Source organism: Streptomyces beihaiensis, assembly GCF_026274175.1.
Classification (GTDB): Bacteria; Actinomycetota; Actinomycetes; order Streptomycetales; family Streptomycetaceae; genus Streptomyces; species Streptomyces beihaiensis.
The window spans coordinates 144,296-167,448 of sequence record NZ_JAPHNL010000001.1; the positions used below are offsets into that span (position 1 = coordinate 144,296).

A 23,153-nucleotide genomic window follows, 5' to 3' on the forward strand; every position below is an offset into this window, starting at 1 on the left:
GCCGTTGCGGACAGGTCAGCCGAGGTGGTTGCCCCACAGGGACGTGTCGTCGCTCCGGACGCTGGGCACGCCGCCGTAGGTGCCGCCGTCGACCGTGACCAGGGGCGCGGGAAGCTGGTCCTCCAGCAGACCGGGGCGGACCTGGACGATGGTGCTGTCGTGATCGGTTCTGCCGGGCTTGAACGTCTTCTTCTCGATCGCCGCCTTCAGGTAGTACAGGGCGTACTTGGCGTACAGGTCGGCCGGCTGGGAGACCGTGGCGTCGATGTGGCCTGCCGCGATGTCCTTGAGCTCTTCGGGGATGCCGTCGTTGGAGACCACGAACACATGCCGGGGGTCTTTCGGGCCGACCGACAACCCCTTGCGCTTGAGCACTTGGAGGGTGCCGGACAGCGCGAAGCTGGACTCCATGTAGACGCCCTTGATGTCCGGGTGGGCGGTCAGGTCGGTCTGCAGCTTCTGCGCGGCGATCGCGCCGTCCCACTTGGTGGCCTCGCCGAACACTTTGACGCCCGGGTAGTTCTTCCGCATGCAGTCGTTGAACGCCTCGGTGCGGTCACGGCCGTTGATCGAGTCGAGGCCGCCCTCCAGCATGACGACCTTGCCCTTGCCTTCGAGCTTCGTGCCGAGGAAACGGCAGGCCTTCTCGCCGTAGGCGCGGTTGTCGGCCCGCACCACCATGAACACCTTGCCGCTGTCGGGGCGGGTATCGATGGTGACGACGGGGATCTTCTTCGCCGCCAGCTGCGCCAGCGTCGGGGCGACGGCGGCGGTGTCCTGAGGCGCCATCGCGATGCCCTTCACCCCTTGACTGATGAAGGTCTGTGCGTCGGCGGTCAGCTTGGCGACGTCGTTCTGCGAGTTCGTCGTCTTGAGCGAGAGACCCAGCTGCTTGGCGTACGTGGGCGTGTACTTGATGTAGGAGTTCCAGAAGTCGGTGTCGGAACGCGGGTAGTCGACACCGACCAGCGGCGCGCCGCCCGATGCGGACACGGTGCCCGAGCCGCCGCCGCAGGCACTGAGCAGCGCCAGGGCGGACAGGGCCGCGGCGGTCGAGCTGAGGGCGGTTCTGAGTCTCATCGGTACTTCCTCGCGGCTCTTGGGCGGAGTGGACCGTGCGGGGAGGCGGCATCTGCGTGGCCCGCCGCCTCCGAGAGATGGGATGTATGTATAGGCGGCGCCCGAGGGGTTGTCCAGGGATCGGAAGCAAATACCAGTAGATGACGCCACTTTGAGGCTCAGTCGACACAACTTCCGACAGCTGGACATCCCATCAATCGACGAGACGTGAGCGTCGACGCGCCTCGTCGATCAATATGGCCCAGAAGCGAACAGTCGAACAAGGTGAAGGTGCGAGGGGTTCGCGGTGGCGAGGGTCGATCTGACAGGAAGAGTCGATTGATACATCCCATGTGTCGGCGAGGCAAGCGGTGTGACACCTCTTGACCGCCCCGCTGGGCAGGGGCATTCTCTCCAACGGTTTCGGCATCCATCCCATGTATCGACGATGTGACTGTGTCGACAAGCCGTACAACGCGTTGGCTCGGCATCAAACATAAGGCGACATGCAGGAGGTTCCCGCAATGACCATCAGCAGACGCGCGTTCCTGTCGAGTGCCACGGGTGTGGTCGTCGCCGCGAGCGCGGATCTCGCGCTCGGTACGACGACGGCGCTCGCGGCCCCGTCCTCGTACTCGCCCACCTGGGCGTCGGTCGATCAGCACCCCCCGGCGCCCGACTGGTTCCAGGACGCCAAGTTCGGCATCTACTTCCACTGGGGCGCCTTCAGCGTGCCCGCCTACGACAGCGAGTGGTATCCGCGCAACATGTACATCGCGGGCAGCAGAGCCAACCAGCACCACGTCGCCACCTATGGCGATCCTTCCGTGTGGCCATATCACAACTTCATCGACGGGGCCCGCGACAAGGCGGGCAACTGGACACAGTTCGCACCGCAACTCACCTCCCAGGGAGGGAAGTTCGACCCGGACGCGTGGGCGCAGCTGTTCGTGGACGCGGGCGCGAGGTTCGCCGGTCCGGTCTCCGAGCATCACGACGGGTTCTCGATGTGGGACAGCTCGGTCAACGAGTGGAACTCGGTGAGCCGCGGGCCGAAACTGAACCTGCTGAGGATCTTCCGGGACGCGATCCGCGGCAAGGGCCTGAAGCTGCTGGTGGCCATGCACCACGCGTACAACTTCAACGGCTACTACGACCACGTCCCTGCGCAGTCGGACCCGAGCCTGCAGAAGCTCTACGGGCAGTTGAGCAGGTCGCAGGAGAACCAGCTCTGGTACGACAAGCTCAAGGAGGTCGTGGACCTCGCTCAACCGGACATCCTGTGGGAGGACTTCGACCTGTCGAAGGTCGACGAGACGCAGCGGCTGAACTTCCTCTCCTACTACTACAACCAGGCCGCAGGCTGGGGCCGCGAGGTCGTCGCCACGTACAAGGACGGCTACGACAACAAGGGCGAGGTCTTCGACTACGAACGCGGTGGCCCCGGTGACATCGCCGACCCGTACTGGCTGACCGACGACAGCATCTCCAGCTCCAGCTGGTGCTACACCCAGGGCATCGGCTACTACTCCACCACGCAGATGCTGCACGCGCTGATCGACCGGATCAGCAAGAACGGCAACATGCTGCTCAACATCGCCCCGATGGCCGACGGAACCATCCCGCAGGGCCAAAAAGACGTCCTGCTCGGCATCGGCGACCACCTCAAACGATTCGGCGAGTCCCTGTACGCCACGCGCGCCTGGACGGCCTACGGCGAGGGGCCGACCAAGATGGGCGGCGGCTCGTTCACCACCCCCGTGGCCGGTACGAGCAAGGACTTCCGCTTCACCCGTGACAAGACGGACAGCGTCCTGTACGCCACCGTCCTCGGCTGGCCCGGCAGCACCACGACCATCAGCACCCTGGCGAGCGGCCGCATCGACCTCGGCACGCTGACGTCGGTCCAACTGCTCGGGCCGGACGCCGGCACGCACACGACCCTGCCCACGCCCACCCAGTCCGGCGACGGCCTGCACATCACCCTGCCGTCGTCCTCGGCTCCCTTCAGCGCCCTGGCCTACGTACTGAAGTTCACCTTCTCCGGCCGGATTCCAGCCCTGTCGCCCGCGAGCGGGGTCGTCACCGCTTTCAGCGACGTCGACTACAGCGGTACGGGGGCGAACCTGACGCTCGGCGGCTACACGGCCGCGCAACTGCGCAGCGCGGGACTGCCGGCCCGTACCATTTCCTCCCTGCGGATACCGGCCGGATACCAGGTGACCGGCTACTCGGGCGACGACTTCTCCGGCACGGCCTGGACCTTCACCACCGACAACTCCGACCTCAGGGCCACGGGCAACAACGACGCCATCACCTCGCTGAAGATCACCTTCAACCCGGCCACGTACTTCCGCCTCACCAATGTCACCGACGGCCTGGTCCTGGACAGCGGCGGCAACGTGTCCACCGGCGGCAACCTCAAGCAGTGGACCTGGAACGGCAGCACCAACCTCCAGTGGCAGGCGGTCGAAGTGGGCGGCGGCTACTACAAGCTGGTCAACCGGACCAACGGGATGGTCGCCGACGGCTGGGGATACACCGCCGGCGGCTCGGTGGCCCGGCAGGCGCCGTGGAACGGCGGCACGAACCAGCAGTGGAAGATCACCGACCGCGGCAACGGCCGGTACACCGTCGCCAACCGCACCACCGGCCTGGTCCTCGACGGCGGCGGTGACGTGGCCTCGGGCTCCGTGACCAAGCAGTGGCCCTACGGAAGCAGCACCAACCTGCTGTGGACCTTCACCGCGCTGTGAAGCCACGACCGCAGCCGCCGCTCCTCACGTAAGGCCCTGACACGGATCGGCGCCGAGGACGAGCGCCCCCTTCGCCCCGGCGAAGGACACGTGGCCGAGCACGAGGCCCTGGGCCTGCGCAGGTGCGCTTGCGACTCCCGCCGCCGTGTGCCGGCACGTCGCCCCACGCGCCGGTCGCGGACGGCGACTTGAGCCCCGGTGACATACACCGGCGACCCCTGATCCATCGCTCGACATCCCACTCGTCGTAACCCTGGAGGCATTGCCCATGCGGGAGTTCATACCTGTGCGTCGCAGTCGTCCGGCTCGGCTGGCCGCGGTCATCTCGCTCGCGTTCGCGGCGGTGACCGCGGCTGCCGTGCAGCCCGCTGACGCCGCGAACACGGCGTCAGCGTCGGCGTCGGCGTCAGCGTCGGCGTCGGTCTCGGTGAACGTCGACCGGACGCTGGCGAAGTTCCCGTCGGCCGGCAGCGGGGCGAACACGGCCGTGTACGACGCCAACATGAACGGACCGGCGATCCCCCGTCTGCTCAGCAACGCCGGTATCAAGGCGATGCGATACCCGGGCGGTTCGTACGCGGACATCTACCACTGGAAGACGAACACCACCGACGGTGGCGTCGTCGCGCCGAACACGGACTTCGACGCGTTCATGTCGACGGCCAAGGCGGCCGGCGCGCAGCCGGTCATCACCGCGGACTACGGCTCGGGGACCCCGCAAGAGGCCGCCGCCTGGGTGAAGTACGCCAATGTCACCAAGCACTACGGGGTGAAGTACTGGGAGATCGGCAACGAGGTGCCCGGCAACGGCGAGTACGGCGCGAAGTGGGAGGCCGACCTCCATGCCAGCCACAGCGCCACCACCTACGCGAAGAACCTGCTGCGGTTCGCCTCGGCGATGAAGGCGGTCGACCCCACCATCAAGATCGGCGCCGTGCTCTGCACGCCGGGTTCCTGGCCGGACGGGATCGTCGGCCCGGGCGACACGATGGACTGGAACAACACGGTGCTCTCCATCGCCGGCTCGAAGATCGACTTCGCGATCGTCCACTACTACCCCGGCGGCACCAGCGCGGCGGACATGCTGAGCAAGCCCCAGGCGCAGATCCCGGACATGATGAGCTCCGTGCATTCGCTGATCCACAAGTGGGCCGGCAGGCACGCGCGCCACGTCGGCGTCGCGATCACCGAGACGAACGGCACCATCGACTCGGACACGTCCCCCGAGGCGCTGTTCGCCGCCGACGACTACCTGACCCTGATGGAGAACGGCGCGTTCAACGTCGACTGGTGGGACATGCACAACGGCACCGACTGCAGCAAGGTCACCACAGTCGAGGGCGCGCGGGACTACAACGACGGCGGCTTCCTCTCCAGCGGCGCACCGTGCGAGCCGGCGGTGAACACGCCGTTCGCCCCGTACTACGGCATCGCGATGGTCTCCAGACTTGGCCGGACCGGTGACCGGCTGGTGCGTGCGAGCAGTTCGAACTCGCTGCTCGTCGCCCACGCGGTGCGCCGCGGCAACCGTGACGTGGATGTGATGCTGATCAATGAGGACCCGAACAACAGCGCCACCGTCGCCCTCTCCTACAACGGTTTCTCCCCGTGCGCCGGCACGCCCACGGTGTACTCGTACGTGAAGAACGGCACCTCGATCACCAGGACGAGGACAGGCAGCGCGACCAGGCAGACCGTGCCGCCCTACTCCATCGTCGTCGTCCAGGTGCACCGCTGACCGATCCGCACACCTGTCGTGCCGGGACGGTGCACGCCGTCCCGGCACGACGACCATCCACCGAACTGACCCCCATGCAGTCGAGGTCACCCGCCGGCACGGGCGTGATGTCCAGTGCCGGAGGGACTCGGTCGCCTCAGTCCTTCGGTGGCGCCGTGCTCTCCCGCAGGGTGAGGGACGTCGCGATCTCCAGGCCGGTCTGGGGGGCCCGCTCACCGCGGCCGAGGGTCAGTGCGAGTTCGGTGGCCGCCACGGCCATCTCGGTCAGCGGCTGATGGACGGTCGTCAGCGGCGGATCCATCCAGGAGGCCATCGGCAGGTCGTCGAAGCCGACCACGCTCAGGTCCTCGGGGATGCGCAGGCCGGCTTCGCGTGCGGCCTGGTAGACCCCGACGGCTTGGATGTCGTTCGCGGTGAAGACGGCGGTGGGGCGGTCGGGCAGGGACAGCAGGCCGCGGGCCGCGGCGTGGCCGTCCTCGCGGGTGAGTGCGCTGTGCACCACCAGTTCGGGGTCGCACGGCAGGCCGACGGCCCGCACGGCGGAGCGGTAGCCGTCCAGCCGTGCGCAGAAGCAGAGGACGTCCTGCGGTCCGCTGATCATCGCGACGCGACGGTGCCCCAGCTCCGTGAGGTGACGGGCCGCGGCCCGGCCGCCGGCCCAGTTGGTGGCGCCGACGAACGGGACGTCGTCCGGCAGCTCCCGTGTCGGGTCGAACACGACGAAGGGAATGCCCTTGGCCTTGAGCTGTTCACGCTCGGTCTCGGAGAGCTGGGCCACCGACAGCACGCAGTTGGGGCGGCGGGCCACGGTGTCGTCCCAGGCAGGGGCGGGGGAGTCGTGCAGGCCGAATCTCGAGACCATGAGCCCCGCGCCGTGTCGGCTGGCGACGCGCTCCACGCCGCGGATGATCTCTACCGCCCACATGCTCTCCAGCTCGCGGAAGACGAGTTCCACGACATTGCTGCGGTTGGCGCCGGAGAGTTTGCGGTAGCCGAACCGGTCGATCAGTTCCTCGACCCGGGCGCGAGTGCCAGGGGACACCCCGGACTTGCCGTTGAGCACTTTGGAGACGGTCGGAACCGACACGCCCGCCGACTCGGCGATGTACGCGATCGTGACCGGCCGGGAGGGATCGCCCCCGTGCCGCTTCGCCGGTCCGTCCGCTGTGTCGTCAGCCAAAGCCGCCTTCCCCGATCCTTCGCGTTCTCGCCCCCCGGCGGCCGGTCGAGTGGCCACGCCCACCCGGCGCCTGCTCGACTCCCGGGGCGCGCTCCGGACTTCCGTGCGGCCGAGCTCCAGGTCTGGACCGCACGGTATCAGTTCTCCGCCGGTGCGCACGAAACTTTCCTACGGCGTCCCGTCCGAGGAGGAGATACGGAAGTCGGCGAGCCGGAAGTCGCCGCGCAGGGTGACTCTCAGGTCGTGCACGCCGTCCAGCGCGGCCGGGAACGGGCGGGTGACGGTGGTCCAGGTGTGACGGTCGCCGGTGACCGGTACGGGGAGAGCCCCGAGGAGGTGCTCCCCGGTGCGGAATTCGAGCAGTGCCTCGCCGGGGCCGGGGCTTTCGCGTGCGACATCGGCTTCCACCCGGACCGCGGCGGTCAGGTCGACGCGGTGGAACAGGGCGGTGGCGGGCCGCGCGGGGTTCTCGGGCATGATGGCGTCGCCGGTGGTGCGGGTGGCGTCGACGAGCGTGAGGCCCTCGTGGTCGTCGAAGTCGACGGCCCGGGTGCGGTGGTTCACGACGGCCCGCGGAGCGGGGGCGGCTCCGGTGACGGTGAGCGCGGCGGTGAGGGCGATGTCGCCGGCGGACCGGGCGATGAGGATCTCGTAGCTGCCGGGGTCGGTGGTGAAGGCGCTCGTGGTGACGTCCCAGTGCGCGAGGTGCTCGGCGGTCAGGCGGAAGGCGATGTCCTGGCTCTCGCCCGCGGCGAGGCGGACCTTGCGGAAGTCCGCGAGCCGCAGCCGGGGGGCCTGGTAGCGGGTGTCTCGTGCGCGGACGTAGAGCTGGACGACCTCGCTTCCCGGGCGTGCGCCGGTGTTGGCCAGCGTCACCGAGATGTCAACCGCGCCGTCCCGCGCGATGGCCGCGGTGGACAGGCGCAGGTCGCGGTAGGTGAAGTCGGTGTAGGACAGGCCGTGGCCGAACGGGTAGAGCGGCGCTGTCCGGTGGTATTGGTAGGTCCAGCCGGCCTTGACGATGTCGTAGTCGAGCGGGTGGGGGAGCGGGTCGTCGCCCCGGTACCAGGTCTGCGGCAGCCGTCCGGCGGGGTCGGCTCGGCCGAGCAGGACGGCGGCCAGTGCGCGGCCCGTCTCCTGCCCGCCGTGTGAGGTCCACAGCACGGCGGGCAGGTGCGTGTCGGCCCAGTCCACGGCGTACGGGCAGCTGCTCATGACGACAAGTGCCGTTCGCGGGCGGACGGCGGCGACCGCCCGGAGCAGCGACTCCTGCCCGGCGGGCAGGGAGGTGTCTTTGCGGTCCTGGGTCTCGCGGCCGCCTATGAGGGGGTGGTTGCCGAGGACGACGAGCGCGACGTCGGCGGCCTCGGCGGCGGTCTGTGCTTCGGTGGTGCCGTCGCGCAGGAGTTCGCGGTGGAAGGTCTCCGCGGCCTGCGGGGTCTTGGCGGTGACGGTGACCTGGCCGTCGGCCGGGTCTAGGGCGGCGTAGCGGCCGGTGAGCACGCTGCGCAGGAGGACGGCGTCGGGGCCGCCGGCCGGAGCGGGTTCGATGCGGAACGTTTCGTGGATGAACCAGGACTTGAGCTTTTCCTGGTCGGCCTCCAGGTGGCCGTCCTCCTTCACGCTCAGGTAGCGGCCGGTGTCGGCGTCGCGCAGCGTCAGGGCGCCGTCGCCCCAGTCCACCGTGTCGAAGGCGCTCTTGCCGAGGAGGTCGCCGGTGGTGCGGGACCGCAGGGCGATACGGTCGCAGCCCTCCACCGTGACCACCTGCCCGCCCTGTTCGGCCAGTGCTGCTCGCAGCCCGGAGGCGACGCTGACCTGGTAGGGCAGGGTGCCGCTGTACCAGTCCTCGCACAAGGTGTCGGCGAGCGGGCCGATGACGGCGACGCGCGGGGCGCGTGCGGAGTCCAGGGGCAGCAGGCCGTCGTTCTTGAGCAGGACCAGCGACTGGGTGGCGGCGCGCAGGGCGAGGGCGCGGTGTTCGGGCCCGTCGACGACGTCCGGCCCGATGCCCGCGTACGGGTCGAGGTCCGGGTCGAACTCGCCGAGCCGGAAGCGCAGTTCGAGCTGCCGCCGCACGGCCCGGTCGATGTCGTGCTCGTCGACCAGCCCGCGCTCCAGGGCCGCGTGCAGCCGGCCGACGGGGGTGGCGCTGTCCTGGTCGTGGTCGGTGAAGCTGTCGATGCCGGCCTTGAGGGCGGCGGCGCACGCCTCGGGGTGGTCGTCGAAGTAGTGCTCCGGGTCGACGAGGTTGCTCGGCGCTTCGGCGTCGCTGACCACGAACAGCTCGTGGCCGGTCGGCTCGGCCCAGCGCCGCAGTTCCTCCTCGATGAGCGGGCTGACGTGGCAGGGGCGGCCGTTGACGAGGTTGTACGCGGCCATGGCACCGGTGGCCGCGCCGGAGGCGACGACGGGCCGGAAGGCGGCCAGGTCGTATTCGTGCAGGACGCGGGGGCGCAGGCCGGAGGAGGTGGTGCAGCGGTCGTCCTCGTTGTTGTAGGCGAGGAAGTGCTTGAGCACCGGCGCGGTGCGCAGGTACGTCGGGTGGTCGCCCGCCAGGCCCCGGCAGTAGGCGGTGCCCAGGCGTGCGGTGTGTACCGGGTCTTCGGAGTAGCCCTCCTCGTTGCGTCCCCACCGCGGGTCGCGCAGCAGGTTCACCACCGGCGCCCACGTCTGCAGGCTGATCCGCGCCTCGCCGGCCGCGGGGGAGCGGTGGTGGTGCAAGGCGCGCACCTCGGCCGAGACCGCCTCGGCCACCTCGCGCACGAGTTCCTCGTCCCAGGTCGCCCCCAGCCCCACCGCCTGCGGGAAGACCGTCGCCTCACCCAGCCAGGCCGCACCGTGCAGCGCCTCGGTCCCGGTACGGAACGCGGCGACACCCAGACGCGGGACCGCTGGAGCGTACTGATGGAGCATGGCGATCTTTTCGTCGAGCGCGAGCCGCCCGAGCAGGTCGTCGACGCGCGTGCGGAGCGGCAGCGCCGGATCGCGGAACGGAAGGTTTTCGGCGGCGGAGGGGGAGGGTGGATGCACGGGGCTGACCCCTGACGAGTGAGTTGGGGGAACAGGACGAGTGGGGTGGAGCGGTGAGGTGAAGCGCTTCGACGCTGCCATGCGACGTCCGAGCCGTCAACGAAAGCGGCAAGAAGTTTTTAGTTTGGTTTCTCCTCTTGTTCTGCTGGAGAACGGTCGATACCGTCGGCCGCCAATCGTTTAAGCGCTTCGACGCTTTCGGCTTCGCAGGAGGGCCGCCGCAACCATGAGCACTGAGATGAACCGCAGAAGCTTCGTCACCGCGGCCGTGTCGGTCGTGGGTGCCGCCGCGATGGCGCCGCTGCTGTCCGCGTGCGGAGGTGGCCCGCACCAGAAGGCCGGCGCGATCAAGGGCTGACGCGTACTCGCCGCCCCACACCCAGCAGACCGGAAGCGGCTCCGCCCGCTCCTCCCCGCCGCGTGGCCGGAGCCGCTTCCCACACACTCCAGACGCACGATCCGCGCCGCGGACACCGAGAGGGAGACGCCGCTGTGACCGTCACGAGGACCGACCAAAGCTTCAGTTGGGGCCATGACGCGTTCCGGCTCGACCTGCGCGTCGCCGCCGACGGCACCACCCGAGTCGGCCCGAGCGCACCCGCCGACCCGGCCCGGGACGGCGCGCTGCCGCTGGTCGAGGTCACCGCAACCGGCCATGGCCGGTACTGGTCCAGCCACCGCCTGGTGCACAGCGCGCTCGGCGCACGGCTTCGGCACCGCGCTCACCACGTCACCCGCGAGGGCGGGTGGCACGTGCTCACCGTCGAACTGCACGACCCGGACACCGGGCTCGTCGCCGAGGTGACGTACCGGTCCCCGGACGGCGTGCCGGCCCTGCGCGCCGAGGTGACCCTGCGCAACGAGGGCACGGCCACCCTGCACCTGGAGTCGGTGACCTCGCTGGCCCTCGGCGGCATCACCGACATCGACCTGGACACCGCCGACGTGTGGTGGGCGGACAACGACTGGCTCGCCGAGTTCCGTTGGCAGCGCCGGCCGCTGCGGGCGGCGCTGCCCCAGCTCAGCGGGCGCGTCCGGTACGCGTACGGCAAGGGTTCGTTCGCGCTGGCCGGGCAGGGCACCTGGTCCAGCTGCGGGCACCTGCCGATGGGCGCGCTGTCCGACCGCGCGTCGGGCCGAGCCTGGGTGTGGCAGATCGAGCACAACGGCGGCGGCTGGCGCTGGGATTGCGGCGAACGGCACGACACCGCCTACCTGGCACTGTCCGGCCCCACCGACAGCGACCACGGCTGGCGGCACCCGCTGGAACCGGGCGGCGAGTTCCGCGCGGTGCCGGTGTCGGTGGCGCTCGGCGAGCGGCTGGACGACGCCTTCGGCGCGCTGACCCGTTACCGCCGTGCGACCCGTCGGCCGCACCGGGACCACGAGAACCTTCCGGTGATCTTCAACGACTACATGAACTGCCTGATGGGCGACCCGACCACGGAGAAACTGCTGCCGCTGGTGGACGCCGCCGCCGACGTCGGCGCGGAGTACTTCGTGATCGACGCCGGCTGGTACGACGACAGCGCCGGCTGGTGGGACAGCGTCGGCGCGTGGGAGCCCTCCACCACCCGCTTCCCCGGCCCGCGCGGCATCCACGAGGTGCTGGACCGTATCCGCGAGCGCGGCATGGTGCCCGGCCTGTGGCTGGAGCCGGAGGTGGTCGGCGTGCGCAGCCCGATCGCCGCGGCGCTGCCGCACGAGGCGTTCTTCCGCCGCGACGGCGTGCGGGTGGTCGAGACCGGGCGCTACCAGCTCGACCTCAGGCACCCGGCGGCCCGCGCGCACCTGGACGCGGTGGTGGACCGTCTGGTGGGCGACTGGGGCGTCGGCTACCTGAAACTGGACCACAACATCGACGCCGGCACCGGGACCACCGGCGACGCCGCGGAGGTCCCGGCCGCCGGGGCACTCGGCCACCACCGGGGTCACCTGGCCTGGCTGGAAGGTGTGCTGGACCGGCATCCGGACCTGGTGCTTGAGAACTGTGCGTCCGGCGGCATGCGCGCGGACCACGCGTTGCTGTCCCGGATGCAGCTGCTGTCCACCAGCGACCAGCAGAACCTGCTGCTCTACGCGCCCATCGCGGCCGCCGCCCCGACCGCCGTCACCCCCGAGCAGGGCGCCGTGTGGGCCTACCCGCAGCCCGAAGACACCCTGGACGAGGTCGCGTTCACCCTGGTCGGCGCGCTGCTGGGACGTGTCCATCTGTCCGGTCCGCTGGCCGGCCTCGGCCCGCGGGCGCGCGCCCTGGTGCGGCAGGCGGTGGCGGTCCACCGCGACCTGCGCGCCGACCTGCCCGGCGCGCTGCCGGTGTGGCCCCTGGGCCTGCCGGCCTGGGACGACCCCTGGGTCGCGCTGGCCCTGCGCACCCCGGCCACCACCTACCTGACCGCGTGGCGCCGCCCCGGCGCCGACCCGACCACCACCCTGCGCCTGCCGCACCTGCTGGGCACGCCCGCGGTCGCGACGCCAATCTTCCCCGCCGACACCCGCGCCACCACCGCCTGGAACCCCGGCGCGGCAGAACTCACACTGACCCTGCCCGCGGCCCCGTCGGCCGTCCTGCTCCGCCTGAACCGACCCCCTGCCCGCCGTGCCTGAGCGCCCGGTCGCAAAGCCCGCCGTTCCACAGACGGGAGTACCACCACGTCCCTGCCCGAACCACGACCCGATGGAGGGCTTCGTGCAACGGTTTCTCCACGCCGCACGTGATCGCCTGCTCGCCGTAGCCGCCGCTGCGTCGCTCGTCGCCGCCGCACTGTCAGCCGGAGCGTTCACCTCCGCCCCGGCCGCCACCGCCGCCACCTCCGCGACGACTTCCGCGACGGTGACGGTCGACACCACCCACTGGCTGGCGAACTACTCGTCCACCACCCCCGGCCTGAACACCCAGGTCTACGACGCCAACATGAACCGCTCGGACATTCCGGGCCTGCTGGGCGGCGCAGGTATCGGGATGATGCGCTACCCGGGCGGCAGCTACGCCGACATCTACCACTGGAAGACCAACACGGCCGACGGCGGTGTCGTCGCCCCGAACACCGACTTCGACTCGTTCATGGCCACGGTCCGGGCGGCGCACACCCAGCCGATCATCACCGCGGACTACGGGTCGGGCACGCCGCAGGAGGCAGCGGACTGGGTGCGCTACGCCAACATCACCAAGGGCTACGGCGTCAAGTACTGGGAGATCGGCAACGAGATCCCCGGCAACGGCGAATACGGCGCGCAGTGGGAGACGGACCTGCACTCCAGCCACAGCGCCACCACCTACGCCGACAACCTCCTGAAGTTCGTCTCGGCGATGAAGGCGGTCGACCCCACCATCAAGATCGGCGCGGTGCTCACCGCGCCCGGCCGCTGGCCGGACGGCATCGTCGGCCCCGGCGACACCCAGGACTGGAACCACACGGTCCTGTCGATCGCCGGCTCGAAGATCGACTTCGTGATCGTGCACGACTACCCGACCAGCACCAGCGAGGCGGACCTGCTGACCAAGCCGCAGACCCAGATCCCGAGCATGGCCCGCACCGTGCGGTCGCTGATCAACCAGTACGCCGGCGGCAACGCGCCGAACGTGGGCATCGCCATCACCGAGACGAACGCCGACAGGGACAAGAACACCGCACCGAACGGCTTGTTCGCCCCCGACCAGATGCTGACCTGGGCGGAGAACGGCGCGTTCACCGTCGACTACTGGGCCATGCACAACGGAACCGACTGCTCTCACGTGACCACGGTGGACGGTGCCACCGACTACGGGGACGGCGGCGTGCTCTCCAGCGGCGCGTCCTGCGAGCCGGCGGTGGACACCCCGTTCGCGCCCTTCCACGGCATCTCGATGATCAGCAAGCTGGCCCAGTCCGGCGACTCGCTGATCAAGACCGACAGCTCCACCCCGTTGATCTCCGCGCACGCGGTGCACCGCGGCAACGGCGACGTGAACGTGATGCTGATCAACAAGGACCCGAACAACAGCACCACGGTGTCCCTGTCGTACAAGGGGTTCACCCCGTCCTCGGCCACCCCGACCGTGTACACCTACCGGAAGAACGGCACCTCGATCACCTCGTCCACCAGCGGAAGTGCCACCACCCAGACCGTCCCCGCGTACTCGGTGGTCGTGGTGCGGATGCACCCGAGCAGCGGCGGCGGCACCGGCGCGCTGCACGCGGTCGGCGCGGGCAAGTGCCTCGACATCGACGGCGGCAGCACCACCGCCGGCACGCAGGCCCAGATCTGGGACTGCGACGGCGGTGCGGCCCAGCGGCTGACACGCACCTCCGCCAAGGAGTTCCGCCTCTACGCCGACACCTCCACCCCGATGTGCCTGGACGACTACGGCAACGGCACGACGAACGGCACCGCCGCCGTGATCTGGCAGTGCAACGGCGGCGCCAACCAGCAGTGGAACGTCAACCCCAACGGAACGATCACCAACGTGCGGTCAGGGCTGTGCCTGGACGTCAACGGCTACGGCACCGCGGACGGCACCAAGGTGCAGCTGTGGGCCTGCGGATCGAACCAGAGCAACCAGCAGTGGACGTTCGGCTGACCGGACTCGGCTGAACCGCGCGGGGCGGCCCCGCGACCAGCCGGGCCGCCCCGCTCCGGACGACGAACACAACAGGCCCACCGGCCCAGGAGAGGAACGAACGTGTCCGACCAGCACCAGGTGACCGCCACCGTCAACAACCCGGTCATCCCCGGCTTCCACCCCGATCCAACGGTGTGCCGGGTCGGCGACGACTACTATCTCGCCTGCTCCAGTTTCGAGTACTTCCCCGGCGTGCCGGTCTTCCACAGCCGCGACCTGGTCAACTGGACGCAGATCAGCAATGTGCTCGACCGGCCCGAGCAACTGGCCCTGCCGCTGGACTCTCCGTCCTCCGCCGGTGTCTACGCGCCGACCCTCCGGCACCACGACGGCCTCTTCCACCTGATCGTCACCAATGTCAGCGGCTACGGGAACCTGCTGGTCACCGCCACCGACCCGGCCGGCCCGTGGTCCGACCCGATCCGGCTGCCGGACGTGCCGCGCATCGACCCCGACCTGGCCTGGGACGAGGACGGCACCTGCTGGTGCACCTGCGCCGGTGTCCAGCAGGTCCGGCTCGACCCGAGCACCGGCAAGGTGACCGGCGAGCCCAGGGACGTCTGGTCCGGCGCCCCCGGCGCCCGCTACCCCGAGGCCCCGCACCTCTACCACATCGGCGCGTACTGGTACCTGATGATCGCCGAGGGCGGCACCGAGCGTGCGCACGCCGTCTCCATCGCCCGCGGCACCTCTCCGAACGGTCCGTTCGAGCCGTGCCCGCACAACCCGATCCTCACCCACCGCGGCCGCGAGCACCCGGTGCAGAACACCGGCCACGCCGATCTGGTACAGGGCCCGGACGGGTCGTGGTGGATGGTGCTGCTGGGCGTCCGCCCGAACGGCGGCACCCCCGGCTGGCACGTACTCGGCCGTGAGACCTACCTCGCCCCGGTCGTCTGGACCGAGGACGGCTGGCCGCGGGTCGGCTCTCCGGACCTGGAACTGCCCGCCCCGAACTGGCCGTTGCACCCCGCACCCCCGGCGCTGGTGCGCGACGACTTCGACGACGAGCGGCTCGCCCCGCGGTGGGTCTCGCTGCGCGAGCGCCCGGCCGAGCTGATCACCACCGGCGCACGCCCCGGGTGGCTGACCCTGCGGGCCCGGGGCGCGTCGCTGGACGAGCGTGACGTGGTGTTCGTCGGCCGCCGCCAGCAACACCACGCATGTCGGGCCCGCGCCCTGGTCGACGCGGCCGAGGGCGCCGGCGGCCTGGCGGTGCGCATGGACGAGCAGCACCACTGCGAGGTGGAGGTCGCCGACGGTGAGGTGCGTGTGGTCGCCCGCATCGGCCCGGTCCGCAGCGTGGTCGCGTCCCGACCCGCGCCCGCCGGCCCGGTGGTGCTGCGGGCGGAGGTCACCACCTCGTCGCCGGGCGGCCCCGGCGGCGGCCCAGACCTCGTCAGCCTCGGATTCGAGGAACCGCACGGCACGTTCACCCCGCTGGCCGCACTGGACGGCCGCTATCTGTCCACCGAGGTGGCCGGCGGCTTCACCGGTCGCGTGATCGGCGTGTACGCCGCCACAGGGACCGTTCACGTCGACTGGTTCGACTATCAGCCGCTCGCCCAGAAGCAGTGATGAGCGCGTTCGCTCCGCCCCGGGCCGCCTCCCACGAACCTGTGCACGGCTTCCACGTGCACGAGGAATCCGACGACACCGACGACCGAAAGGCACCGAACATGAACGGAAGATCCCGCGCGCGGAGCGCCCACCGGCGACCACGGCTGCGGCTGCGGCTGCTGGTGGGCATGCTCCTGACGCTGATCGCCGCGGCCGGCACCGCCGGCACACCCGCGCTCGCCGGCACCAGCGCGAACTCCGGCGTGGACGCGGGCGCCCGCACCGGCGCACAGGCCGTGGTGGCGGCCATGCAGCCGAGCTGGAACCTGGGCAACACCCTGGACGCCATCCCGAACGAGACGGCGTGGGGCAACCCGCTCACCACCAAGGCCGTGTTCGACGCCGTCAAGGCGTCCGGCTACCGCAGCGTACGGATACCGGTGACCTGGAGCAACGCGCAGGCCACCACCGCCCCGTACACGATCGACCCGGCCTACATGGCCCGGGTCAAGCAGGTCGTGGACTGGGCGATCGAGGACGGCCTGTACGTGGACCTGAACGTGCACCACGACTCGTGGCAGTGGATCAAGAACATCACCACGGCCGACCACGACGCGGTGCTGGCCCGGTTCGACTCGACCTGGCGGCAGATCGCCGCCGCGTTCCGCAACGAGTCGCGCAGGCTGCTGTTCGAGAGCGTCAACGAGCCGCAGTTCAGCGCGAACGCCACCGACGCGCAGAAGACCCGGGCGATGGACGAGCTGAACACCTCGTTCCACACGATCGTGCGGCAGTCCGGCGGCCGCAACGCCACCCGTGTGCTGCTGCTGCCCGACCAGAACACCAGCCCGATCGACCAGCGGAAGATGACCGACCTGTACAGGACGATCACCGCACTGAACGACCCGAACGTCGGTGCCACGATGCACTATTACAGTTTCTGGCCGTTCAGCATGAACAACGGCGGCTACACCACCTTCGACAAGACCGTCCAGCAGGACCTGGTCACCGCGTTCACGCAGATGCACGACCTCTTCGTGGCCAAGGGCATCCCGGTCTACCTCGGCGAGTACGGCCTGCTGGACTACCCGCAGTACGACCTCCCCAGTCAGGTCGAGCGGGGTGAGGTGCTCAAGTACTTCGAGGAGCTCGGCTACGAGGCTCGGATCAACGGCGTCACCACGGCGTTGTGGGACACCGGTCTGCTCCTCGACCGCAAGACCTTCCAGTGGCGCGACCCCGGGCTGACCGCGCTGATCAGGGCGAGCTGGCACACCCGCTCCGGCACCGCCTCCACCGACCAGGTGTTCCTGCCCAAGTCCACGCCGGTCGCCGCGCACACCGTCACCCTCAACACCAACGGCCTGTCCTTCAAGGGCCTGTGGCGGGGCGACACCCGACTGTGCCCCGGCACGGACTACACCGTGTCCGGTGACAAGCTCACGCTGACCCCCGCGCTGCTGACCCGGCTGGGCGGCGACCGGGCCTACGGCGAGAACGCCACCATCGAGGCGCGGTTCTCCCGGGGCGTTCCGTGGAAGCTCCACGTGATCACCAACGGTCTGCCGGTGCAGTCCGACGCCACCGGCACGACGAGCTCACTGACCATCCCCACCCGGTTCAAGGGCGACGTGCTGGCCACCATGGAGTCCCGTTACGCGGACGGCAGCAACGCCGGCCCCTACTCCTGGACCCCCTACCAGGAGTTCGACACCACGTTCGTGCCGGACTACCGGAAGAACACGATCCGGCTGACCTCCGACTACCTCAAGAGCCTCACCGACGGCGCCACCGTCACCCTGAAGTTCGACTTCTGGAGCGGGGCATCGGTCACCTACCACGTGACCAGGTCGGGCGACACCGTCACCGGCACCGTCTCGTGACCGCCGGCCGACCGGCCCCGGCCCCGCATGCACCCACAGCGCGGCCGGGTCGGGGCCGGGGCCGGTCGGCCGTGCACCCCCTGTGAACAACAGGAACGCAAGCGGAACACAAGCGGAACACAAGAGGAATCGCCTTGCCTTACAGCATCCGCGCGGACGGTCTGGAACGTCACAGCGCCGAGGAAACCCTCCGCATCGAGCCCTGGGGACCGCACGCGGTCCGGATCCGGGGCTCATCCGGGACAGTCGCCTCTGCCGCCCCCGGCGCGCTGGACAACCCGCCCCCCTCACCCGGCGCCGAAATGTCCGTCACGGACGACGGCACCGCCCGCCTGCTCAACGGCCGCCTCGCCGTGGAGGCCGCGGCGGACGGTCGGCTGACGTTCCTGCACGCCGCCTCGGGCCGAGAACTCCTCGCCGACAAGACCCCGTACACCCACCATCCCGGCCCCCGCGTCCACGCCGCCGACGGCCGGACCGAACAGCACTTCGAGGCGTACGCCGACGAGCGGCTGCACGGCCTCGGGCAGCATCTGCACGGGCTGCTGGACCAGAAAGGCTGTGTGATCGACCTGGTCCAGAGCAACACGGTTGCCGCCGTCCCCTTTGTGCACTCCTCGCGCGGCTACGGACTGCTGTGGAACAACCCCGCCACCGGGCGTGTGGAGTTGGGCGCCGACACCACCCGGTGGGTGGCCGACGCCGGAGGCCGCGTCGACTACTGGATCACCTGCGGCGACACACCGGCCCAGATCCTGGACTCCTACACCCTGGCCACCGGACGTCCACCGCTCCTGCCCGAGTGGGCATCCGGCTTCTGGCAGTCGAAACTGCGCTACCGCACACAGGACGAACTCCTGGCGGTGGCCCGGCAGTACAAGGAACGCGGGCTGCCGCTGTCCGTCATCGTCTGCGACTTCTTCCACTGGCCGCGCATGGGCGACTGGCGCTTCGAGGCGAGCGAGTGGCCCGATCCCGCGGCCATGGTGAGCGAACTCGCCGGCCTCGGGGTGACGCTCGCCGTCTCGGTGTGGCCGACCGTCGAGCCCGGCAGCGACTCCTTCGACGAACTGAACGCCGCCGGATGCCTCGTGCAGGACAGCGGCGGCGGCCCGCTCACCTACCCCTGGCCGTCCCGCAGCGCCGAGGAACCGATGCGTGCGATGGCGTACTACGACGCGACCGACCCCCGAGCCCGCGCCGCACTGTGGCGGCGGCTCGACGACAACTACCGCTCAGCGGGTGTGGGCTGCTTCTGGCTGGACGCCTGCGAACCCGACCTGTCCCGGGACGTCGCCGACCGGGCCGTGTACGCGGCAGGACCGGCCGCCGAGGCCGCGAACCTCTATCCGCTGCTGCACACCCGGACCGTCGCCGACGGCCTGCGCGCGGCGGGCGACGACCGGCCGCTGTCGCTGGTGCGCTCGGCGTGGGCGGGCAGCCAGAAGTACGGCGCCGCACTGTGGTCCGGCGACATCCCCACCACTTTCGACTCCCTCGCCCGCCAGATCAGAGCCGGGCTGAACGTCGCGATGAGCGGCATCTGCTGGTGGAACACCGACATCGGAGGCTTCTTCGGCGGCGACCCCGACGACCCCGCCTACCGCGAGCTGCTGATCCGATGGTTCCAGTACGGCACCTTCAGCCCGGTCATGCGGCTGCACGGGGACCGCGTGCCGAACTACCCGAGGTTCGCCACGGACATGACCGGCGGGCCGAACGAGGTCTGGTCCTACGGGGAGCAGGCGTACGGCATCCTCCGGGACCACCTGCTGCTGCGCGAACGCCTGCGCCCGTACCTGACCGCGCTGTCCGAGGACGCCCACCGCACCGGCGCACCGCCGATGCGCCCGCTGTTCTTCGGCTTTCCCGAGGACGAGCGGTCCTGGGACGTGGACGACCAGTTCCTGCTCGGTCCCGACGTGCTGGTGGCACCCGTGTACCAGGCGGGCGCACGAACCCGCCAGGTGTACCTGCCCTCAGGCGCGCGCTGGCGCGATTCCGCCACCGGACACGTGTCGGCGGGAGGCACCGCACTGCAGGCGGACGCCCCACTGGAGCGCATACCTGTCTTCGTACGCGAGGGCGCCCCCGTCGGGCGTGTATGGACAGGCGGCGAGACGGGGCCCGCGGACGGTCTTGGCGGTCACCGCGACGAAAGGAACGGTTCCCCATCATGAACGAGGATTCGGCAGCGCTGACGTTCCATCCGCTCCCGGCGAACGTGCCGCGCTCGGACGCGGGAGCGCCGGCGGTGATCGTCATGCCGGGCGGCGGCTACACCTTCCTCGCCCCGCACGAGGGGAAGCCCGTCGCGCAGTGGCTGAACCGGCTCGGGTTCGCGGCCTGGGTGCTGGAGTACCCGGTGGGCCCGCAGGACTTCCACCCCGCACCGCTGGACTGCGCACGGGCGGCGATGCGGCAGGCGCGCTCGCGGGCGGCCGGGCTGGGGGTCGACCCGTCACGCATCGGGGTGCTCGGCTTCTCCGCGGGCGGTCACCTCGCTGCCCATCTCGCCGCGGGCCCGGACACCGCCGACGACGAGCGACCCGCGTTCGCGGTCCTGTGCTATCCGGCGACGTCCTGGCAGACCTTCGGACCGGCCGCCGCCGGCGAAGCGGGAACCGACCCGCTCCTCGGTCCCGGCTCGACCCCCGAGAAGCGGCGTGCGGTCTCCATCGAGCTGATCGCCGTCCCGCAGACGCCCCCGACCTTCATCTGGCACTGCGCGGACGACGACACCGTCGGGGTCGACCATGCCCTGTCGCTGACCCGGCGCCTGGCCGACATGCGGGTTCCGGTCGAGCTGCACGTCTTTCCCACCGGCGGTCACGGCATAGGACTGGCGCAGGGCACGACGCCCGCCGGCGCGTGGACGGCTTCGTGTGCCCAATGGCTCCAGCGGACGATCAGCCCGGACTCTCTGAGTCGACATCCGGGAGTCGCCTGAACTTCAACGCGTGGCTCTCGTCGGTCTTGTCGGGACGGGCGGGGGAGCAGCCAGTGTCCTTCCGAAGGGCGAGCCCCTTACGACTCACGTGTCACGGGGGGCTCCGGGGGGGCGGTTCCACCTCGTCCCAGCTGGCGTCGACGGTCATGACGGGCGATCGGGTCAGGCCGACGATGCCCACTGCCATGAGGCCGACTCCTACGGCTTCGGGCAGCACACGCCAGCCCAGCGCGATGCTCTCCCCGAACAGCAGGCCGCCGAGGGTGACGCTGATCACGGCGTCACCCAGCGTCAGTGCCGGCTGGGAGGCGGTCAGGGTGCCCGCCCGCAGCGTCCACTGGAGCAGCAGCACACTCAGCAGTCCGGTCACGGCGCCGGCGTAGGTGTGCCAGGTGGCGAGGACCGCGGCGGGCCCCTGCGGGAAACGTGCGGTCACTTCCTTGATGAGTGCGGCGGTGACGGCGAAGCAGGCGGCTGCCGCGGTGCCGAGCATCGCGGCCTGCAGGGGGCCGCTCACACGCACGGCGATCGCCAGCAGGACGCCGACGCAACAGGCCAGCGCGCCTCCGACGGCGAGCCAGCGCCAGTCGTCCGCCCGGTCGGCCCCGGGTGACGGGGATGCGCTGAACAGGAAGACCGCCAGCCCGCCGGCGAGCATCACGAAGGACCGCCACGTCCCGGCGCCGGGACGGCGACGGAACACGATCGCGCCGACGAGCAGGGTGAACAGCAACTCGCTGGCCAGCAGGGGCTGCACCACGGACAGTTGCCCGGCATCCAGCGCGATGACCTGGAAGACCGCGGAGAGCATCATGGCCGCCGCACCGGCCCACCAGTACGGACGACGCAGGAGCCCGGCGAGCCGGGCCGTCGCCGCTTTGACGCCGTGACCGCGGACTCCGTCCGGCTCGACCGCGGCCCGGCGCTGCAAGACCGACGCAGCCGCGTTGGCCAGGGCGGAGAGCAGCGCCATGACCACGGTGAGCACGTTCATCCGGAGACCTGTCGTTCACGAAGACCCCTCCCCGGCCACCCAGCCCACGGCGGGTGAGAGAGGGGAGACAGAGGCCGATCGGGCGAGACAAGACGCCTACGCCGCATGCGTGGAACCCCCGTCGTATCGGTGACGGCCGACAGGCGTGTGCCGTACGGCCCGGTGGGCGCAGACAAGGCGGCCACCCCTGTTGCTCGCTGCTCGATACAACGCAATCATGCCGCATATGTACCCGTACCTCCGGATTTCCCGCCTGCCTCCGGCCTTCTCGTATCCGAACACGGCGCCGCCGGGCCGGGGCGGTGCCTGACGTGAGCCGTTTGCTGGTCGTCAGCGCGAGCATGGGATCGGGACACGACGCGGTGGCCGGCGAGCTGGCTCGGCGCCTGCGCGCCGCCGGGCACGAGGTGGTGCTCGTGGACGTACTGGAGATGCTGCCCGCCCGCATCGGAACCGGACTGCGCGGCTTCTACCGCGCCGTGGTCCGGCACGTCCCCCTCGTGTACGCGGGTATCTACACCGCCTTCTTCCGGGGCGGTGGTGGCACGCGGCCGGGCAGCGCGCCGCTGGCGGCACTCGCCGAGCACCGGCTGAAAGAGGCGGTGGCAGGGACGCGTGCGGACACGGTCGTCGCGGTTTTCCACCTCGCGGCCCAGCTCACCGGGCGGATGCGGGTGAACGGACGGCTTGCGGTGCCCAGCGCGGTGGTCATCACGGACTTCGCCGTGCACCGGCAGTGGCTGCACCCGGGCAACGACCTCCACTTGTGTCTCACCCCGGAGATCGCCCAGGACGTACGGCACCGCCTGGGACACCCCGCCGCCGCGTGCGGGCCGCTGCTGCCCGACCGCTTTCACCCGCATCCGGCCGGTGAGGCGCACTGGCGGCGGTTGACGTCTCACGGTGGACGCCCTCCCGTACTGCTGTCCACGGGCGCCTGGGGGGTCGGCAGCCGACTCGACGCGACGGCGCGGCTCCTGGCCGGCGCCGGCTATGCGCCGGTCGCCCTGTGCGGGCGCAACGAACGCCTGCGTCGTGCGCTGTCGAAGGTGCCGGGCACGCTCGCCATGGGCTGGGTGGACGACATGCCGGGGCTGATGGCGGCCGGGTCCGCGCTGGTCGACAACGCCGCGGGGCAGACGGCGCTCGAGGCGCTCGCCGTCGGCGTCCCGGTCGTCGGGTACCGTCCGATTCCCGGCCACGGCACGGAGGGCGTACGGCGGATGGCGGAGCTCGGCCTGGCCGAGTACGCGGCCGACCCGTGGCAGCTGGTGCAGTCACTGGACCGGCTCGCCTCGGGGGCCACGGCCCGCGGCCGTCGGCCCGCCCCCGACCGCCGCCTCTTCCGGGGCGACGTCGTGGGCCCGCTGGAGCGGCTGGCCGCCCGAAGACGGTGA

14 protein-coding genes are annotated in these 23,153 nt (G+C 70.5%); 10 read left to right on the forward strand and 4 right to left on the reverse strand.

What is annotated here, in order from left to right; translation table 11 throughout:
• Positions 1–15 precede the first annotated feature (15 nt).
• Positions 16–1,080 carry a sugar ABC transporter substrate-binding protein gene (locus tag OFY01_RS00625; protein ID WP_266595183.1) on the reverse strand — a complete coding sequence of 355 codons (1,065 nt, stop codon included), beginning with the start codon at positions 1,078–1,080 and terminating at the stop codon, positions 16–18.
• A 503-nt stretch (positions 1,081–1,583) separates the two neighbouring features.
• Here OFY01_RS00625 and OFY01_RS00630 point away from each other — a divergent pair.
• Both OFY01_RS00630 and OFY01_RS00635 read left to right on the forward strand, forming a co-directional pair.
• Entirely contained in the window at positions 1,584–3,815 is a 2,232-nt protein-coding gene (locus tag OFY01_RS00630; protein WP_266595185.1) for an alpha-L-fucosidase, read from the forward strand.
• Between the two features lie 286 nt (positions 3,816–4,101).
• Complete coding sequence (locus tag OFY01_RS00635) at positions 4,102–5,553, forward strand: cellulose-binding protein (RefSeq protein WP_266595187.1); 1,452 nt, start codon at positions 4,102–4,104, stop codon at positions 5,551–5,553.
• Positions 5,554–5,689: 136 nt separating this feature from the next.
• Here the strand turns inward: OFY01_RS00635 and OFY01_RS00640 are convergent, their stop codons facing one another.
• Both OFY01_RS00640 and OFY01_RS00645 read right to left on the reverse strand, forming a co-directional pair.
• Complete coding sequence (locus OFY01_RS00640; RefSeq protein ID WP_266595189.1) at positions 5,690–6,733, reverse strand: LacI family DNA-binding transcriptional regulator; 1,044 nt, start codon at positions 6,731–6,733, stop codon at positions 5,690–5,692.
• Positions 6,734–6,901: 168 nt separating this feature from the next.
• The gene (locus OFY01_RS00645; protein WP_407700250.1) at positions 6,902–9,847 is read right to left on the reverse strand and encodes a glycoside hydrolase family 3 C-terminal domain-containing protein; all 2,946 of its coding nucleotides are present in this window, start codon (positions 9,845–9,847) and stop codon (positions 6,902–6,904) included.
• Positions 9,848–9,992: 145 nt separating this feature from the next.
• Here OFY01_RS00645 and OFY01_RS00650 point away from each other — a divergent pair, with 145 nt between their 5' ends.
• From OFY01_RS00650 to OFY01_RS00680, 7 genes are all read left to right on the forward strand, one after another.
• Positions 9,993–10,124: a hypothetical protein gene (locus OFY01_RS00650; protein ID WP_266595193.1), complete on the forward strand. Its 132-nt coding sequence runs from the start codon at positions 9,993–9,995 to the stop codon at positions 10,122–10,124.
• Between the two features lie 134 nt (positions 10,125–10,258).
• Entirely contained in the window at positions 10,259–12,373 is a 2,115-nt protein-coding gene (locus tag OFY01_RS00655; protein ID WP_266595195.1) for an alpha-galactosidase, read from the forward strand.
• Positions 12,374–12,455: 82 nt separating this feature from the next.
• Positions 12,456–14,327 carry an RICIN domain-containing protein gene (locus OFY01_RS00660; protein WP_266595197.1) on the forward strand — a complete coding sequence of 624 codons (1,872 nt, stop codon included), beginning with the start codon at positions 12,456–12,458 and terminating at the stop codon, positions 14,325–14,327.
• 102 nt (positions 14,328–14,429) lie between these two features.
• The gene (locus OFY01_RS00665) at positions 14,430–15,947 is read left to right on the forward strand and encodes a glycoside hydrolase family 43 protein (RefSeq protein WP_266595199.1); all 1,518 of its coding nucleotides are present in this window, start codon (positions 14,430–14,432) and stop codon (positions 15,945–15,947) included.
• Positions 15,947–17,812, forward strand: coding sequence for a cellulase family glycosylhydrolase (locus tag OFY01_RS00670; protein WP_266595201.1), 1,866 nt, complete (start codon positions 15,947–15,949; stop codon positions 17,810–17,812). The genes OFY01_RS00665 and OFY01_RS00670 overlap by 1 nt, the downstream gene beginning before the upstream one ends.
• Positions 17,813–17,946: 134 nt before the next feature.
• Complete coding sequence (locus OFY01_RS00675; protein ID WP_266595203.1) at positions 17,947–19,992, forward strand: glycoside hydrolase family 31 protein; 2,046 nt, start codon at positions 17,947–17,949, stop codon at positions 19,990–19,992.
• The gene (locus OFY01_RS00680) at positions 19,989–20,762 is read left to right on the forward strand and encodes an alpha/beta hydrolase (protein ID WP_266595204.1); all 774 of its coding nucleotides are present in this window, start codon (positions 19,989–19,991) and stop codon (positions 20,760–20,762) included. Before OFY01_RS00675 ends, OFY01_RS00680 begins: the two co-directional genes overlap by 4 nt.
• 91 nt (positions 20,763–20,853) lie before the next feature.
• On the opposite strand, the gene OFY01_RS00685 is transcribed toward OFY01_RS00680, so the two are convergent.
• Positions 20,854–21,756 carry a DMT family transporter gene (locus tag OFY01_RS00685; RefSeq protein ID WP_266595206.1) on the reverse strand — a complete coding sequence of 301 codons (903 nt, stop codon included), beginning with the start codon at positions 21,754–21,756 and terminating at the stop codon, positions 20,854–20,856.
• A gap of 341 nt (positions 21,757–22,097) precedes the next feature.
• On the opposite strand from OFY01_RS00685, the gene OFY01_RS00690 reads away from it, so the two are divergent.
• Positions 22,098–23,153: an MGDG synthase family glycosyltransferase gene (locus OFY01_RS00690; RefSeq protein ID WP_266595272.1), complete on the forward strand. Its 1,056-nt coding sequence runs from the start codon at positions 22,098–22,100 to the stop codon at positions 23,151–23,153.